Here is a 16,855-nt window from a genome sequence, read left to right as displayed (position 1 = left end):
AAAACAGTCCGTATTCCACCGCAACTTTGTTATTTGCCCTTGGGCTTGCTGGCGTAGAACTTCTTCTTTTTGGGCTTGCCGGCGGGGGAGGGTTTGCCGGCAAAGTTGGACTTGTCGTTGCCGGCCTGCGCGTGCGCGGGTACTGCCGCACGAGGCTTGCGGGCTCCGGGGTTGCGCAGTTCCTCGACGCGTTCAGCAATTTCCTCGGCGCTAAAGCCGACTTCGGCCATGGCGTCCTCGATGGGCAGGCGGCGCACGATGTAGCAGTGGTGCACCTTCTGGTTGCGCGCGAAATCCTCGGGGATGGTCTGCGCCGTAATGTCCTCCAGCACCACGCCTGCGCGCGCAAGCTTGCGCGTCTCGGGGCGAAAGCCGCGCAGGTTGCAGCTAAAGATGGCATGGCCGCCCTGCGCGAGCAGGCGCGATACGCCGGCCAAAAGCTCAACATGGTCGCGCTGAACATCCCAGGTGCGACGGCCCATCTTGGACGAGTTCGAAAACGTGGGCGGGTCGACAAAGATCAGGTCCCAGCGGTTGCGCGTCTGACGCTGGTCGCGAATCCAGGCGAGCACGTCGTCGCGCACAAAGTGATGCTGCGGGCCCACAAAGCCGTTCTGACGCATATTGCGCTCGGCCCAGTCCAGATAGGTGTTCGAGAGGTCAACCGTCACGGTCTCCTCGACGCCGCCGTCTGCCGCATAGCAGGTGGCAGTGCCGGTGTAGGCAAACAGGTTGAGGAAGCGGCGCGCCTGCTTGGCGTGCTCACGCACCAGATTGCGCGTGACGCGGTGGTCCAAGAAGATGCCCACGTCCAGGTAGTCGTCAAAGTTGACGGCAAAGGTGAGGCCGCCTTCCTCGATGAGCGGTAGGCGACGGCGCGCAATGTTGGCGCGCTCGCCCGAGCCGCCCTTGCCGGCGCCCTGCTTACCGTACTGCGAGCCGCCGCGCGAACGCATGCGGGCCTTGGCATGCACATGCTCGGCTGGGACATCCAGGATGCGCGGCGCGATGGCCAAGATGTCGAGCATACGGGCCTGGGCCAGCGCCGGGTCGATGGTCTTGGGCGCCGCGTATTCGGCGATGACGAGCCAGCGGCCTGGAGTCTGTGGGCAACCCTCGTACAGGTCGATGGCGGCGGAGTAGTCGGGCAGGTCGGCATCGTAGACGCGGTAGCAGCTCACGCCCTCGCGCTTGGCCCACTTGCGGCGCAGGCGAGCGTTCTTGCGCAGGCGGTTGGCGAACTGTTCGGATTCGGGGATGAGCACGGGCAGCGGCTTGCCGTCGCCCAGGTCGAGCGTGGCAGCGGGCTCGGGCATGGCAGAAGCTGCGGCCTCATCGTTGACTTCGTTGGCATCCGCAACCTCGGCCTCGGCATCCGCGCTGGTCGCAGCTTCAAACGCTGCGGCGGCGTGGTCGAGCGAGGGCCAAACCTCGATAGTCGCCTCTTCGTTGTTGGGCATGACGGCAATGGAGCGCGCGGGCTCGGCATGGAACGCGCGGGCCAGCAGGCCGTCGCGGGTGAGCGCGGCGACCGGTGCCGAAGCAAGCTCGGGCGCGCGGCGCAGCTCGCCGACCAGCGTCATGGCGTCATGCATAAGCGACAGCGGTGTCTCGGTCGTATCCGCGACGAGGGCGGCACCGGCGACGGCGCCCGCGTGGTCCAGTACGGTGGCAGATTTGGCGGCGCAAAAATCGACAAAGCGCTTGTAGCCGGCAAACTTAACCATGCGCTCGGCGGTCTTGCGGGCGGCGGGGTCGATGTCCGCGGCCACGATGCGCGCCTCGCGCTCACGCGCTGCCGCCTCGCGCCCGCGTGCCTCGGCAAGCAACTGCTCCCATAGGGCGGCATCGTGCAGCTGCCAGCCCTCAAAGCCCCAGCGCTCGCGTGCGGCGCCCGGGGCGCGGTCGGTCAGGATGTTCACGGCCTCCAGCAGCAGGCCGCCGCCGGCGCACGACGCGTCGATCAGCGTAGGTAGGGCCTCGTTTTCGTAGTCGTCGGCCGTCAGCTCGCGCTCGCACAGCGCGGTCCAGCCGACCTGCGCCAACACCAGGGCGGCGTAGTCGGGGCGTAGCACGTGCGCGCCCTCGCCGGCGCGAGTCGCGGCGGGCGGCAGGCGCTTGAACAGCGGGTCGCCCGAAAGGTCCAGGCTTATGCTCGCACGGCGCTGGCGTAGCGAAAGCAGCAGGTGGACATCGGGGTCGGCAGCATCGACATCGGCGCGACGGCCTGTGGTCTCGGCCAGGCGATCGCACAATGCGTCCTTGGCGCGCAGGGCAGAGAAGCGCGTGTTGCGCAGCTGCTCGGTCACACCACGGGCAGTGATGGCAATGGTGGCGCCGCGGCGGACGATGTTTTCCCAGGCAATGTCGTAAACGGCATCGTACAGCTCGTCGGCATCCTGTGCCTCAAAGCGTCCGAGCACCACAAACACGCGGCTGGCCAGGCGCGACCACAGACAGGCGCGGTAGCCTTCTTCGAGCTCGCCCTCAAACGTAGCGCGGCCCTTCAGGCGGCGGACATGCGAAAGCCCGAGCCACTTGAGCTCGTCGGCGAGTGCGGATTCAAAGCCCTCGGGGCAGCTTGCATAAAATTCCATGGGTGACCTCTCTGGTTGCGTCGCTCCATTATATGATGGATGCTTCGTTTGCCATCGCCCTCGAAAGGAACCCATATGATTGATGCGTGCCCCGATTCCGCCGTGCTCTTTTTTGACGTGGACGGCACGCTGACGTCGTTCGATCCCGACAGCATGACCGATAAGGACTTCTCGGCGGTGCGTCCCTCGCAGGCGGTCATCGAGGCGTTTCATCGCCTGCGCGATGCGGGGCACAAGGCGTTTATCTGCACGGGTCGTCCCTTGTGGCTGATTGCGGACAGCCTGCGCGCGCTCGACCCTGCGGGTGTCGTGGCCATGGCGGGCGCCACGCTCGAGGTCGAGGGGCGTGTGGTGCACGAGGATTGCATTGACGGGGGCATTGTCGAGGAGCTTGCGCGTCGCATTGTTGCGGCAGGGTTCGAGGCCTTTTTCGAGGCCAACGAGGCAACCTTTGCGCTGGAGCCTGCGGGCGTTGAACAATCGTCTTTGATCGGCACCGCTGTGGTGCATAGCGCCGAAGAAATGCGCATCGACGGTCATCTGCGTGTGGGCAAGGTGTGCCTCAACGCGCCCGGCTTGGCTCGCGTGGCCAACGACGACGGCTTTATCGATCGCAACTTTGAGCTGTGCAATACCGGCGGCCAGAATCGCGAGCTGAGCCCCAAGGGTATCGACAAGGGCGTGGGCGTGGCACGTGCGCTGGAGTATCTGGGCCGCACGGGCAACGAGCGCACCTTTGGCTTTGGCGATTCGGGCAACGACCTGGGCATGCTTGCCGCCGTCGAGACGGCTGTCGCCATGGGCAACGCCATGCCCGAGGTCAAGGCGGTCGCCGACTACGTGACCGACGATGTCGCACACGACGGCACCGTCACGGCCATGCGCCACTTTGGGTTGATCTAGCGCTGCGCGCGTCCCAGCCACCGCATCTCGCCGTTCAAGCCGTCGCTCGCGTACCAAAGTACGCATCGCTCCTCTTTCACGGCGACCTGCGGCACTTGGAACACGCTCGCTGACGTTTGCTCAAACTGAGACTTTCTACTTTTGCATGCTCAACCGATTTATCAATCCAAACACTGAGGTGTTTATACCGTTCGCCGAGAAGATAAAAACCCGCAGCTCACGCCTTGATAAACATAGGTAAAGTGTTTAGCAGTTTACCGGCCTTGTGCAAACGGAAGGAATCAGGCAGATGGCAATCAAGGTGTTCGCTGACGGTGCAAACCTCGAGGGCATGCTCGACATGTACGAGAACGGCAACGTTCAGGGTTTCACGACCAACCCGTCCCTTATGAAGAAGGGCGGCGTGACGGATTACCGTGCGTTTGCCAAGGAGGTTCTGGCCCACATCACCGATGTGTCCGTGTCGTTTGAGGTCTTTGCCGACGACGTCGAGACCATGGAGATCGAGGCCCGCGAGATCGCTACCTGGGCCGAGAACGTCTATGTCAAGATTCCGTGCGTGACCACCAAGGGCGAGTCCACGGCCGAGTTGGTGCGCAAGCTTTCCGCCGACGGCATTAAGGTCAACGTCACCACCATCTTTACGCCTGCGCAGGTCGACGAGATGGTCGACGCTGTCGACGCCGAGACGCCGTCCATCATTTCGCTCTTTGCCGGCCGTATCGCCGACACGGGTGTCGATCCCATTCCGTTTATGACGGAGTCGGTCAAGAAGGCCGCCGCCAAGCCCAACTGCGAGGTCCTGTGGGCGTCCACGCGCGAGCTTATCAACATTTACCAGGCGCAGGCCTGCGGCTGTCAGATCATCACGGTGCCCAACAGCATCCTGGCCAAGCGCAAGAACATCGGTCGCGATCCGTACGAGGTCTCGCTCGATACCGTGCGCGGTTTTGCCAAGGATATCGCCTCGCTAGGCTTCCATATCCTGCCGTAACGCGAACACTGGCTGCGCCGCGGGTTGTTCGCCCCGGCCTTTCCTTTCCCTATCGCTCACGCGCTTCGCGAGGGTCGCGCTAGGCAAAGGAAAGGCCGGGGCTGCCGACACGAACCCGTCGGTAGGTCCTGAGCTGAATCGCTACCTTTATTCCGATGGGGGTCGACAGTGCTACCCCGCCAACTGTCTCGGGCAGTAATGGGGCTGGGCTCGGATGGCAACGCCGCGTGCCACTGGCGGCTTCGTTCGCCGGATGACGATTCGTGTTACGCGGCCGGCGTCACCTCGGACGGCGGCGTGGGCTCCGACGGCATCGCGTGGACAACGCGGTTCCGCATTATGGATCAACCTGTAATCTAATGATCTTCTAATCCATATCTATCAAGTATCGAAAACGATCCGGCCCCGAGTTGGCAGTCATCGCCAAGGCAAAGGACCCTGCCGGCTATGTGTTCGGGGCGACGCGCAAGTCGCCCAAGACCCTTCGATTATCCTTTGTTCCGCGCATGCAAGATCTCATGCTTGACGTGGTTGAACAGCTCTACCGGGCAAACGAGGTCTTTGCGGCTCGTGCCCATAAGTGTCCCACCAACAGAAATCGAGATATTCGGCCTCAGAGTGCCGTCAAGATTGCCAATATGGCTGAAAAACGTCCCGTACCGCACCTCTGCGGGTGCAGATATGGGACGTTTGTGGAATATCTGATGCCTATTTGTTGAGCTTGCACTTTGAAGAAGTGTTATCGCGGCCCAGCGAGGCCGAATATCTCAATAATTGCAGGTGATGATTAGCGGAAACGGCGTCTCGCACTTCGGGATATCGCCAAATCGTTTTAGAAGGAGAGGCGCTCGGCGGAATGGGGCCCGCCGAGCGCCTGCAGCGGCTTATTTGCCCCGCACCATGGTGAGGGAGATCTTTTTGCGGTCGCGATCGACCTTTTCTACCCATACCTTCACCGTGTCGCCGACGCGCACCACGTCGCTGGGGTGCTTGACGAAGCGGCTGGCCAGCTTGGAGATGTGCACGAGGCCGTCCTGGTGCACGCCCACGTCGACGAAGGCGCCAAAGTCGACGACGTTGCGCACCGTGCCCTTGAGCTCCATGCCGGGCTCCAGGTCGTCAATAGAAAGTGCCGAGCGGCTAAAGACCACCTCGGGCGCGTCGTCGCGCGGGTCGCGACCGGGCTTCTTGAGCTCGTTGACAATGTCGATGAGCGTCAGGGTGCCACAGTCCAGGTCGCTTGCCAGCGCCGAGATGCTGCCCAGGCGGCGCTCGATGTCGGGCACGCCACCGCGGCTGAGCTCGCTGGCTTTAACGCCTGCGCGCTCTAGGACGGACGTGGCCACCTCGTAGCTCTCGGGGTGGACGCTTGTCGCGTCGAGCGGGTTCTTGCCGCCGCTGATGCGCAGGAAGCCCGCGGCGTTGAGGTATGCCTTGGGTCCCAGCTTGGGGACCTTCTTGAGCTGGCGGCGATCGGTAAAGGCGCCGTTTTCCTCGCGGTATGCCACGATGTTCTTGGCCACGCTCGGCGTAATGCCCGACACGTAGCCCAGCAGGCTCGCGCTCGCGGTGTTGACGTCGACGCCCACGCGGTTGACGACGTCTTCCACCACGTGGCCCAGGGTGCGCGAGAGTTCGGCCTGGTCAAGGTCGTGCTGGTACTGGCCCACGCCGATGGACTGGGGCGGAATCTTGACGAGCTCTGCCAGCGGGTCTTGCAGACGGCGGCCCAGGCTCATGGCGCCACGCACGGTGACGTCCAGGTCGGGATACTCTTGGCTCGCGAGCTCGGAGGCCGAGTACACCGACGCGCCGGCTTCGTTGACGATGGTGTAGCGAAGGCTGGGCGCCTGCTCGGCAATGAACTCCGAGACGACTTCCTCGGTCTCGCGGCTGGCGGTGCCGTTGCCGATGACGATGGTGTTGACGCCGTCCTTTTTGACGAGGCGGGCGAGCTCGCGCTTGGTGCCGGCGACGTCGTGGCGTGGTTTGGTGGGGTAGACCACGCCGTGGTCGAGCAGCTTGCCGGTCTCGTCCATGACGGCGACCTTGCAGCCGGTGCGGTAGCCCGGGTCGAGCGCGAGCACGCGGGCACCGTGCACGGGGCGTGCCGAGAGCAGGCCCTCGAGATTCTTGGCAAAGACGTTGATGGCCTCGGTCTGGGCACGAACGGTGAGTTTGGCGCGGGCCTCGCGCTCCAGGGAGGGGGCCATAAGGCGCTTGTAGCCGTCGGCGATGGCGGCGTCGAAGACCGGGGCGAAGACGCCCTGGCGTCGGGGCCAACGGCTACCGAGGCGTGCCGTGGCGGCGGCGCCGTCGACGTTGACGCGTACGCGGAGCTTGCCCTCGCGCTCGCCGCGGTCGATGGCAAGGATGCGGTGGTTGGGGATCTTGCGCACGGGTTCGTCGTAGTTGTAGTAGGGCTCGTAGGGGGTCTTCTCGGCGGGATCGGTTGCCTCGACGACGATGTCGGCGGTGTTTTGCGTAAAGGCACGCAGGTCGGCGACGTTCTCCGGGTCCTCGGCTACCGTCTCGGCCACGATGTCGGCGGCGCCGGCAAGCGCCCTCTCGGGCGTGTCGAAGCCGGCCTCCCCGTTGACGTATGCCGCGGCGGCGTCGAGCGCGCTGCCCTTGGCCGAGGCCTGCATGATGATCATATTGGCGAGCGGCTCCAGGCCGGCCTCGCGGGCCTTCTGCGCACGGGTCATGCGCTTTTTGCGATAGGGCTTGTAGAGGTCCTCGACACGCTGGAGCTGCATGGCCTCGCGGATTTGTGCCTCGAGCTCGGGCGTGAGCTTGCCCTGGGCATCGATGAGCAGGATGACGTCCTCCTTGCGCTGCTCAAGATTGCGCAGGTAGGACAGACGCTCGTCGAGTGCGCGCAGGGCGACGTCATCCATGCCGCCCGTTGCCTCCTTGCGGTAGCGCGAGATAAAGGGGATGGTGTTGCCCTCGTCGATGAGCTTGACGGCCGCCTCGACGTTGGCGGCCTTAAGGTTGAGCTCGCGGGCGAGCTGGGCGATAAGATCCATGGGACTCCTTGCGTTTAAGGTGCGTTTGCAGCACAGGGCTACCAAGGATACCACCCGCCCCAAAAGACTGTTTTGGGGCCGCGCCACGAAAGCGGCCTATCTACTACGTTTGAACCGTATGGGTCGACCATCCCCGGTTTTCCGAGAATACGCAAGCCGTCTACCTGCGGCTTTTATTTCGCGAAATTTGGCATGGTTAAGGGCGATCGGTTAAACGTAGTAGATAGGCGCGTTTCGTGGCGAACGAATCAAGCCGAGGTGCAAAATAGCCCCCGCCCCAGAAAAATCGTCGGCAAGGTAGCAAAATGCCCCGCGGGCAGGAGGCTGCTCGCGGGGCAAAGAAGAGGGGCTTATTTGTGGCGGACCGAGGGGCTCGGCATGGGGTTTCCGCCGCGGCCGCTCTTAAGGCATTACAGCTCGACGAGCTGACCGGTCTCGGCGGCCTCCTTGATGGCGTTAAGCAGCGTGAGCGTCTTGACGTTGTCGGCGGGGGTCACGACGGGCTCGACCTCGCGGCGGACGACCTTCACAAAGTGCTTGAGCTGCATCTTGTGCGGCAGTGCCGGGTCGACGGCCGGGATCTCCATTTGCAGCGGCTTGTGCCAGTTGGAGGCACCGTCGTAGGAGAACTGGTGCAGGCGGGGCAGCGAAAGGGCGCCCTTGGTACCGCCAATAAAGTAGGCATCGGCGTCGAAGGGACGGTACTGCGGGTCCTCGCGGGCGGTCGCCTCCCAGTTCCAGGGGCTGGCGGTGGCGTCGGAGATGGTCATGCTCGCGAGTGCGCCATCGGCAAAGCGAACGTTGACCACGGCGGAGTCCTCGGTCTCAAAACCGCGGGCGGCGCTGGACTGCATGCCCTGGACGGCAACGGGCTCGCCCAGCAGGTAACGGAGCAGGTCGACGTCGTGCACCAGGTTGACCAGAATCGGGCCGGCACCCTTCTTGCGGCGCCACTCGACGTCGAAGTACTCGTCGTTCTTATAGATCATGTAGTGGAAGCTCGACACGGTGAGCTTGCCCAGCTCGCCGGACTCGATGATCTCCTTGGCCTTGTTCACAAACGGGTTGTGGCGACGGTGCTGACCCACGAGTACGGGCACGCCGGCGGTCTCGGCTTCGGCGGCGAAGGCCTGGGCATCCTCGAGATCGTTGGAGATCGGCTTTTCGACCAGCGGCACGATGTTGCGCTTGATGGCCTCGCGGGCAACGCCCAGGTGCAGGTCGTTGGGGGTGGCGATGATGACGGCCTCGGGCTTGACCTCGTCCATCATCTGGGCGGGATCGGTATAAAACGGCACGCCGGCGGCCTCGGCCGTGGCGCGGGCGCCCTCAAAGGCGTCGGCGATGGCGACGAGCTCGGCCTCGGGCTCCTCGGTGACAAAGCGGATGTGGTTGCGGCCCATGGCGCCGGCGCCGATAACGGCAATGCGGACGGGGTTGAGCTCAGACATTACGACTCCTTAATGCTGGTGGCTGGTGGAATGCGACAAAGGGACAGTCCCTTTGTCGCATCGATAAAACTAGGCGGACTTCTTCTTGCTGTCGGAGACCATCATGTAGACGGTGAGAACGACGGCGATGGCGGCAATCACGATGGCGCCGTAGAAGGACTGCTGGTAGGCGGCGCTGCCGGCCTCGGCGTGATACAGCACGGCGGTGATGGGCTGGCTGATCCAGGTGGAAGCGGCGTAGCCCAGGAACATGATGCCGTAGTTGACGCCGATGTTGCTGGTGCCAAAGGCGCCACCGGTGAGCGGCGGGTAGATGACGAGCAGGGCGCCAAAGCTAAAGCCGAGCAGGGCGAGTGCCACAAAGAACATGCTCTGCGTAAAGCTCATCGACATGATGACGAGCGCGACGATGGTGACGACAAGGCTGATGAGCAGCGACTTGTAGGCGCCGAGCTTGTCGATGATCTGGCCAAAGGACAGGCGACCGACCAGGTTGGCGCAGGTGTTGACGGAGACCACCACACCGCCGAGGGCGACGGCCGCGGCGCTCGTGGGATCGGCGAAGAGCTGGACGGCGGCGATGGAGGCAACCTTGCCCACGAGCAGGGTGCCTGCGGTGGCGGCACAGGCGAAGGTGACGATGAGGACCCAGAAGCGCGGGGTCTTGACCATCTCGCCCGGGGTGAGGTCACCGAAGGTGCCGGCATGCGCGCCGCCCTTGGGGGCCTCGAAGCCCTCGGGCAGCCAGCCGGCCTCGGGGGCCTTCAGGAACAGGGCGGAGGCGGCGATCGTCACAAAGAAGATGACGCCGAGTGCCTTGAGGGCGCCAAAGATGCCGAGGCTCGGGATGAGCAGCGAGGCGAGCACCGGGGACAGCACGGCGGGGCCGGCGGTCGAAGCGGCCAGGGTGATGCCGGAGGCGAGACCCTTCTTGTCGATGAACCACTTTTGGCCGGTGGTGAGCGCGGGGTTGTAACCCAGACCGTTGCCGATGGCGGCGACGAGCGAGAACCACAGGTAGAACTGCCACGGCTCGGTGACGGTGCCGGACATGAACCAGCCCACGCCGTAGCACACGGCGGCGGCGATCACGACGTTGCGGGGGCCGATCTTGTCGGAGATACGGCCGGCGAAGATGCCCGTCACGGCCATGATGGTCTGGAAGACCGGGAAAGCCCAGGTAAGTGCGCTGGACCACTCGGGGTAGACGGCGAGCAGATTCTTGGACACGACGGAGTACAGCGCGATGGAGCTGATGAAGAACATGGTGACGCACGCGGCAGAAAGCACGACGGCGCGACCCTTATTGGAGTTGGTGGAAGCCATTGGACTCTTTCTAATCGATACGGGGGAGGGAGGGGCGCGTCCGCGGGGCCTCCCAGTCGGGCTGGTTTACTGATCGGTCGGCTTTGCGACGCCGGACTCGTCGGACCAAAGCTCGACACCCTTGTTCTTAAGGTAGTTGTCGGCGTATGCGCGACGGCCGCCGGGCTTGGCGGTGAGGTCGCCCATCATATTGGAGAAGCCGCCGTCGACCTTGATGGCGTCGCCGGTGGTAAAGTCCGAGCGCGTGGACGCCAGGAACATGACGGCGTTGGCGATATCGCTGACCTCGCCGATGCGGCGCGTGGCGATCAGGCGGCTGCGGCTCTTCTCGACCTCGGGGTCGGCGTAGAAGTTGGCCGACATCGGGGTCTTAACGAAGCAGGGCTCGACGCAGTTGGAGCGCACGCCGTAGGGGCCCCACTCGGCGGCCAGCATCTTGGACATCATGTTGACGCCGGCCTTGGTGGAGCTGTACACGCCCGAGAACGTCTCGGGGGAGTGGCTGGCGACGGTGGAGATGTGCACCAGGCGGCCCTGGCCGGCCTTGATCATCTCGCGACCAAAGCGCTGCGAGGTGATGAAGTAGCCGGTGAGGTTGACGTTGATGACCTCGTTCCAGTCGGAGAGCGGCAGGTCCTCCATGGCGGCGAAGCGCAGGATACCGGCGGTGTTGACGAGGACGTCGACACGGCCGAAGTTGGCGATGGTGGCATCGACGGCGGCCTGAACCTCGGCCTCGTCGGTGGCGTTCATCTTGTAGCCCTCGGCGTGGATGCCAAACTCAGCGGCGAGGTCAGCGGCTGCGGCCTTGACCTTTTCCTCGTCCAGATCGAGCAGGACGACGTTGGCGCCGTTGCGGGCGAACTCGCGGCAAATCTCGACGCCCATACCGCCGAGTGCGCCGGTCACGGCGCAGACATCGCCCTCGAGCTTAAGCCAGTTGCTCATAGGAACTTCCCTTCTTGTGCCTCCCGGTGGGTCGCTCCCATTAACCGACCCACGTGGTTTTCGCTGGTTATCGTATGCTTAGCGTTCGCGCAGGTGAATTGCATATTTGTTAGAATGACGTTAACCGTAGGTTTACACTGTACATTGAGGTTTGTTCTCAATTGAGCGCGTGACCTGCGAAAACGACCCCCTGCGGTGCTGTGGGCCCGCGCGTGCGAAAACGGGAGATTGACGTGTACGATCGACGACTTGACGCTATTTCGGCCGCCGCGGAGCTGGGAAGTTTCTCGCGTGCCGCGGCAAAGCTGCGCGTGTCGACGCCGGCACTCGTCAAGCAGGTTTCGGGCTTCGAGGCCGAGTTCGGTATCACGCTGTTCGAGCGCTCGCATTCGGGCGTCAAGGTGACGCCGGCGGGTGCTCTGCTGGTGGACGACGCGCGCTCGATCATGCGCCAGTCCGAGGACGCACTGCGTCGTGCCCGACGCGCGGCGGGCGATGGCGGCGCCGTGCGCCTGGGTGTGTCGATGATGTGCCCGGGGCGCCATACACTCGCGCTATGGCCGCAGCTGCACGACATGGAACCGCGTTTGCGTTTTGAGATTGTGCCGGTGGGGGACCTTTACGATGAGCACGAGACCGTTATGCGCAGTCTGGGACGCGAGGTCGACGTGGTGCAGTCGAGTTTTTCGACCCCGCGCTGGGGAGACGCCTGCCAAAAGCTTCGCATCGTTACCGTGCCGTTTTATATCGACGTGCCGCGCACAAGCCGACTCGCGCGCAAGACGCGCATCACGGTTGCCGACCTGGAGGGTATGCGCCTGCGCGTGCTTCGTCACGGCAACGACGCCATGGACAGCCTGCGTATCGATCTTTTGGCCGACGGCGGCGTGGACGTGATCGACGTGGACAGCTTTGACTTTGCGCTTTTTAACGAGGCGGAGGAAAAGGGCGACGCGGTGCTCACCTGCGGAGCGTGGTCGGGCGTGCACCCGGCCTTTGTGGGCGTACCGTTTTTGTGCGGCCGCGAGGTGCCGGTCTATTTGCACTACCCGCTCGAGCCCACCCTCCAAGTCCAAAAATTCGTCAACGCCATTGCCCAACTCCTCAAGTAGCTCACACAAAACGAGGCCCTGGCCAAACGGCCAGGGCCTCACTAACCTTTATTTCGTTTTAAACGACGGGCTGATCACGCGTAGGAGGGTGCCCCGTGGACGGCGGTGTATTTCCTCCGCGCGCAGTTTCGCAGCGCAGCGAGAATGTTTGAGCACGGAGGAATTACCCCGCCGCCCCGGGGAACCCTCCGTCAGTAATCGTTCCTACTCCAGCTCAAATGCACCCGTGTACAGCTGGTAGTAATACCCGCGCTTGGCGATCAGTTCGTCGTGGTTGCCGCGCTCGATGATGCGGCCGTGGTCCAGGCAGATGATTGCGTCGGAGTTGCGCACGGTGGAGAGGCGGTGCGCGATGACAAACGTCGTGCGGCCTTCCATGAGCTTGTCCATGCCGGCTTGCACGATGGCCTCGGTGCGGGTATCGATGCTCGACGTGGCCTCGTCCAGAATCATTGCCGGCGGATCGGCGACGGCGGCGCGTGCGATCGAAATCAGCTGGCGCTGGCCCTGCGACAGCTGCGCGCCGTTGCCGGTGAGCATAGTGTCGTAGCCGTCGGGTAGGCGGGTGATAAAGTCGTCGGCGCCCGCGAGCTTGGCCGCCGCGATGCACTCCTCGTCGGTGGCGTCCAGGTTGCCGTAGCGGATGTTATCCATCACGGTGCCGGTGAACAGGTTCACGTCCTGCAGCACGACGCCCAGGCTTCGGCGCAGGTCGGCCTTGCGGATCTTGTTGACGTTGATGCCGTCGTAGCGGATCTTGCCGTCGGCGATGTCGTAGAAGCGGTTGATGAGGTTGGTGATGGTCGTCTTGCCGGCTCCGGTGGCGCCGACAAACGCGATCTTCTGGCCCGGCTTGGCAAACACGGACACGCCGTGCAGCACTTCGTGGTCGGGCGTGTAGCCAAAGTCGACGTTGTCCATGACCAGGTCGCCACGCAGCGGCACGTACTCGATCTCGCCGGTTGCGCGGTGCGGATGTTTCCACGCCCACATGCCGGTGTGGTGGTCGGCCTCCTCGAGCTGCCAGGTGTCGGGGTTGACCTGCGCGTTGACGAGCGTCACATAGCCTTCGTCGGCTTCGGACTTCTCGTCGATGAGCTCAAAGATACGGTCGGCGCCGGCGAGGCCCATGACTACGGCGTTGATCTGCTGCGAGATCTGGCCGATCTGTCCGCAGAACTGCTTGGTCATGTTGAGGAACGGCACCACGACGGCGATGGACAGCGCCATGCCCGAGATGCTCAGGTTGGGCACGCCCAGTGCCAGGAAAATGCCGCCGGCAAGGGCCACCAGCACGTAGAGCAGGTTGCCCAGGTTCATAAGGATGGGCATGAGGATGTTGGCGTACATGTTGGCCTTCTGCGAGACCTCGAAGAGCTTTTCGTTGCGCTCGTCAAAATCGGCCTCGGCGGCAGACTCGTGGCAGAATGCCTTGACGACCTTCTGGCCGTTCATGACTTCCTCGATATGGCCCTCGACCACGCCGAGCTCGGTCTGCTGCGCAATGAAGAAACGCGCGGAATTGGAGCCGAGCAGCTTGGTCATAAAGGTCATAAAGGCGACGCCGGCGATGATGACCAGGCACATCCACACGCTGTAGTACAGCATGATAAAGAACACCGTGACGATGATGATGATCGTCATGAGCAGGTTGGGCAGCGACTGACTGATCATCTGGCGCAGCGTATCGATGTCGTTGGTGTAGTGGCTCATGATATCGCCGCGCTGGTGCGTGTCGAAGTAGCGGATCGGCAGGTCCTGCATGCGGTTGAACATCATCTCGCGCAGCTTCTCGAGCGAGCCCTGCGTGACGATAGCCATGGCGCGGTTCCAGAAGAGCGAGGACAGGACACCGACGCCGTAGATGCAGGCGAGGGTGGTCACGAGCTGCAGAATCTTGGGCTGTGCGGCTTCCCAATCGCCCGACTGCCACGATTCGCTAATAATTTGCAGGGCGCTCTGCAGGAAGGTCGCGCCGATGGAGTTGATGATGGCGCAGAGCACAACGCCGGCGACGACAAGGGGCAAAAGCACGGGATAGAAGTCAAAGAGCGTCTTGATGAGGCGCGACATGGTGCTGCCCTTACGGTTGAGCGCGCGCTCGGCGGTCGTTGCCTTACTCATGTGCCTCGCCTCCTTCCTGGGTCTGAGCTTGCGTTGCGGATGCCTCGGTGTCGGCCTCGACGGCCCCTTCGCCCTCGGCAGACATCTTGTTTTGCGAGGTAAAGGTCTCTCGGTAGATCTCGCTCGTCTTGAGCAGCTCTTCGTGGTTGCCGATCTGTGCGATGCGGCCGCCCTCCATGACAATGATGCGGTCTGCGTCCTGCACGGAGCTGATGCGCTGGGCGATGATGAGCTTGGTCGTGTTGGGCAGATAGCTTGCCAGGCCTGCGCGAATCTTGGCGTCAGTCTTGGTGTCGACGGCGCTGGTGGAGTCGTCCAGGATCAAGATCTTGGGGCGACGCAACAGGGCGCGTGCAATGCACAGGCGCTGCTTCTGACCGCCCGAAACATTAGAGCCGCCCTGTTCGATCCAGGTGTCGTAGCCCTTGGGGAAACCGTCGACAAACTCGTCGGCGCAGGCCAGATGCGCTGCCTCGCGGACTTCCTCGTCGGTGGCGTTCGGGTCGCCCCAACGCAGGTTCTCGGCGATGGTGCCGCTAAACAGCACGTTTTTCTGCAGCACCATGGCGACCTGGTGACGCAGCGCGTCCAGGTCGTAGTCGCGCACGTCCACGCCGCCCACGCGCACAGCGCCTTCGGTGGTGTCGTACAGGCGGGCGATGAGGTTAACGAGCGTGGACTTGGCCGAGCCGGTGCCGCCGATGATGCCGATGGTCTCGCCGCTCGTAATGTGAAGGTCGATATCGTCGAGCGCCTGGCGCTTCGCATGCTTGGAATACTTAAAGCTCACGTGGTCAAAGTCGATGGAACCGTCGGCAACCTCGAGCACGGGCTCGGCGGGATTGGCGATCGTGGGCTCGGCGGCCAGCACCTCGGCAATGCGGTGTGCCGATTCGTCGGCCATGGTCACCATGACAAAGATCATCGACAGCTGCATCAGGCTCATGAGAATCTGGAAACCATAGGTAAAGGTCGAGGAGAGCTGGCCCACGTCGAACAGCGTGCCCTGGCTCGTGATGATGAGCTTGGAGCCCAGGTAGATGATGACGACAAACGCGCCGTTGACGCAGATGTTCATCATGGGGTTGTTAAAGGCGAGCAGCTTCTCGGCGCGGGTGAAGTCCATCTGGACATCGCGCGCGGCGGCCGCGAACTTCTCCTTCTCAAAGTCTTCGCGTACGTAGCTCTTAACCACGCGCATGCCGGTGACGTTTTCCTCGACGGACTCGTTAAGGGCATCGTACTTGTGGAACACGCGCGAGAAGATGGGGCGCACCTTAAAGATGATAAAGAACAGTCCAAAGCCCAGCAGCGGAATGATGACCAGGTAGACCATGGCAACACTGCCGCCCATGATAAACGCCATGGTAAAGGCGAAGATCAATACCAGCGGCGCGCGCACGGCGATGCGGATGATCATCATAAAGGCCTGCTGCACGTTGTTGATGTCGGTGGTCAGGCGCGTGACGAGCGAGGAGCTCGAGAACTCATCGATGTTGGCAAAGCTGAACGTCTGGATTTTGTAGAACAGGTCGTGACGCAGGTTCTTGGCGAAGCCGCAGCTCGCATGGCTGCAGGTGACGCCTGCCGCGGCGCCAAAAGCAAGCGACGTCAGCGCGATGAGCACCAAAAAGCCCGCGGTGGGAAGCATCTCGGCTACGGTGGCGCCGTCTTTGATGGCGTCGATCAGGTTGGCGGTGATAAATGGAATCAGCATCTCGCAGAGCACCTCGCCAAGCACGAGCAGCGGCGTGGCAACGGTGACTTTCATATAGTCGCGGATGCTTCCCATGAGGGTTTTAATCATCCAGTTCCTCCCAGGTTACACGGATTTTCTCGAGCATTTCGGCGAGCTGCTCGCGCTCGTCGTGGGTGAGGGCACTAAAGGCTTGCTCTCTAAAGCGAATGCGGGCCGCCTGGTCGATGCGGGCGTTTTCCCGGCCGGTTTCGGTCAGGCGAATGGTGAGCTGCCGTCGATCCTTGGGGTTACGGCTGCGCTCGATGAGGCCGTTGAGCTCGAGCTTGGACAGGATCTCGGAAAGCGACCCCGGCTTGAGGTCAAAGTGCATGCCGAGTTCCTGCTGAGACATCTCGCCGCCGGGCTGCTTGGCCAGCAGGCAGATGATGGGCGCCTTGCCGGACACGCCTCCGCCATGAAAGTGCATGTAATGGCCGCAGAAGCCAAGCCCGTTAAGGATGCGCTTGGCAAGTGCATCCGATTGCGATTGCGCCTCGGGCGAATCTGCAGGCTCGATGGGGTCGCCGCCCGGCGTATGGGGGCAGAGGTCGATGCATTCGTCGCACATGGTGTTGCTCCTTTCTTTAGTTAGGTAGAGAAATTGTTTTGTACCTAAGTGATTCTAGAGGT

11 protein-coding genes are annotated in these 16,855 nt (G+C 63.0%); 3 read left to right on the top strand and 8 right to left on the bottom strand.

The features are described from left to right. Positions 1-29 precede the first annotated feature (29 nt). The gene (rlmKL, locus tag DW943_RS06570; protein ID WP_117862538.1) at positions 30-2,597 is read right to left on the bottom strand and encodes a bifunctional 23S rRNA (guanine(2069)-N(7))-methyltransferase RlmK/23S rRNA (guanine(2445)-N(2))-methyltransferase RlmL; all 2,568 of its coding nucleotides are present in this window, start codon (positions 2,595-2,597) and stop codon (positions 30-32) included. Positions 2,598-2,672: 75 nt separating this feature from the next. Here rlmKL and DW943_RS06565 point away from each other — a divergent pair, with 75 nt between their 5' ends. Next, complete coding sequence (locus DW943_RS06565) at positions 2,673-3,500, top strand: HAD-IIB family hydrolase (RefSeq protein ID WP_158566127.1); 828 nt, start codon at positions 2,673-2,675, stop codon at positions 3,498-3,500. Between the two features lie 289 nt (positions 3,501-3,789). Then, a complete protein-coding gene (locus DW943_RS06560; protein WP_199572808.1) occupies positions 3,790-4,494 on the top strand; it encodes a transaldolase in 705 nt (234 codons plus the stop codon). Between the two features lie 884 nt (positions 4,495-5,378). On the opposite strand, the gene DW943_RS06555 is transcribed toward DW943_RS06560, so the two are convergent. From DW943_RS06555 to DW943_RS06540, 4 genes are all read right to left on the bottom strand, one after another. Beyond that, a complete protein-coding gene (locus DW943_RS06555; RefSeq protein ID WP_117862535.1) occupies positions 5,379-7,526 on the bottom strand; it encodes a Tex family protein in 2,148 nt (715 codons plus the stop codon). 410 nt (positions 7,527-7,936) lie between these two features. Further along, positions 7,937-8,977 (bottom strand): Gfo/Idh/MocA family protein, encoded by a 1,041-nt coding sequence (locus tag DW943_RS06550; RefSeq protein WP_055286288.1) that lies wholly within the window; start codon positions 8,975-8,977, stop codon positions 7,937-7,939. 69 nt (positions 8,978-9,046) lie between these two features. Continuing rightward, positions 9,047-10,303: an MFS transporter gene (locus tag DW943_RS06545; protein ID WP_117862534.1), complete on the bottom strand. Its 1,257-nt coding sequence runs from the start codon at positions 10,301-10,303 to the stop codon at positions 9,047-9,049. Between the two features lie 66 nt (positions 10,304-10,369). Further along, positions 10,370-11,251, bottom strand: coding sequence for an SDR family NAD(P)-dependent oxidoreductase (locus tag DW943_RS06540; protein WP_117843256.1), 882 nt, complete (start codon positions 11,249-11,251; stop codon positions 10,370-10,372). A 233-nt stretch (positions 11,252-11,484) separates the two neighbouring features. On the opposite strand from DW943_RS06540, the gene DW943_RS06535 reads away from it, so the two are divergent. Then, a complete protein-coding gene (locus DW943_RS06535) occupies positions 11,485-12,363 on the top strand; it encodes a LysR family transcriptional regulator (RefSeq protein WP_233514502.1) in 879 nt (292 codons plus the stop codon). A 204-nt stretch (positions 12,364-12,567) separates the two neighbouring features. Here DW943_RS06535 and DW943_RS06530 read toward each other — a convergent pair whose 3' ends face one another. The 3 genes from DW943_RS06530 to DW943_RS06520 are packed head-to-tail and all read right to left on the bottom strand — an operon-like array spanning position 12,568 to position 16,793. Further along, positions 12,568-14,487, bottom strand: coding sequence for an ABC transporter ATP-binding protein (locus DW943_RS06530; protein WP_117862533.1), 1,920 nt, complete (start codon positions 14,485-14,487; stop codon positions 12,568-12,570). Beyond that, on the bottom strand, positions 14,480-16,294 hold the full coding sequence (locus DW943_RS06525; RefSeq protein WP_117862532.1) for an ABC transporter ATP-binding protein: 1,815 nt from the start codon (positions 16,292-16,294) through the stop codon (positions 14,480-14,482). The genes DW943_RS06530 and DW943_RS06525 overlap by 8 nt, the downstream gene beginning before the upstream one ends. Then, the gene (locus tag DW943_RS06520) at positions 16,287-16,793 is read right to left on the bottom strand and encodes a MarR family winged helix-turn-helix transcriptional regulator (RefSeq protein WP_117862531.1); all 507 of its coding nucleotides are present in this window, start codon (positions 16,791-16,793) and stop codon (positions 16,287-16,289) included. The genes DW943_RS06525 and DW943_RS06520 overlap by 8 nt, the downstream gene beginning before the upstream one ends. Positions 16,794-16,855 lie beyond the last annotated feature (62 nt).

This window comes from Collinsella sp. AM44-11, assembly GCF_003467145.1.
Taxonomy (GTDB): domain Bacteria; phylum Actinomycetota; class Coriobacteriia; order Coriobacteriales; family Coriobacteriaceae; genus Collinsella.
The sequence above is the reverse complement of the archived record's forward strand: the minus strand, read 5'-3'. Positions and strand labels throughout refer to the sequence as shown.

Bases quoted from the DNA above. Each gene is read 5' to 3' on its own strand.
- rlmKL (WP_117862538.1), bottom strand. From the start codon at position 2,597: ATGGAATTTTATGCAAGCTGCCCCGAGGGCTTTGAATCCGCACTCGCC.
- DW943_RS06555 (WP_117862535.1), bottom strand. From the start codon at position 7,526: ATGGATCTTATCGCCCAGCTCGCCCGCGAGCTCAACCTTAAGGCCGCC.
- DW943_RS06560 (WP_199572808.1), top strand. From the start codon at position 3,790: ATGGCAATCAAGGTGTTCGCTGACGGTGCAAACCTCGAGGGCATGCTC.
- DW943_RS06530 (WP_117862533.1), bottom strand. From the start codon at position 14,487: ATGAGTAAGGCAACGACCGCCGAGCGCGCGCTCAACCGTAAGGGCAGC.
- DW943_RS06550 (WP_055286288.1), bottom strand. From the start codon at position 8,977: ATGTCTGAGCTCAACCCCGTCCGCATTGCCGTTATCGGCGCCGGCGCC.
- DW943_RS06565 (WP_158566127.1), top strand. From the start codon at position 2,673: ATGATTGATGCGTGCCCCGATTCCGCCGTGCTCTTTTTTGACGTGGAC.
- DW943_RS06540 (WP_117843256.1), bottom strand. From the start codon at position 11,251: ATGAGCAACTGGCTTAAGCTCGAGGGCGATGTCTGCGCCGTGACCGGC.
- DW943_RS06525 (WP_117862532.1), bottom strand. From the start codon at position 16,294: ATGATTAAAACCCTCATGGGAAGCATCCGCGACTATATGAAAGTCACC.
- DW943_RS06520 (WP_117862531.1), bottom strand. From the start codon at position 16,793: ATGTGCGACGAATGCATCGACCTCTGCCCCCATACGCCGGGCGGCGAC.
- DW943_RS06545 (WP_117862534.1), bottom strand. From the start codon at position 10,303: ATGGCTTCCACCAACTCCAATAAGGGTCGCGCCGTCGTGCTTTCTGCC.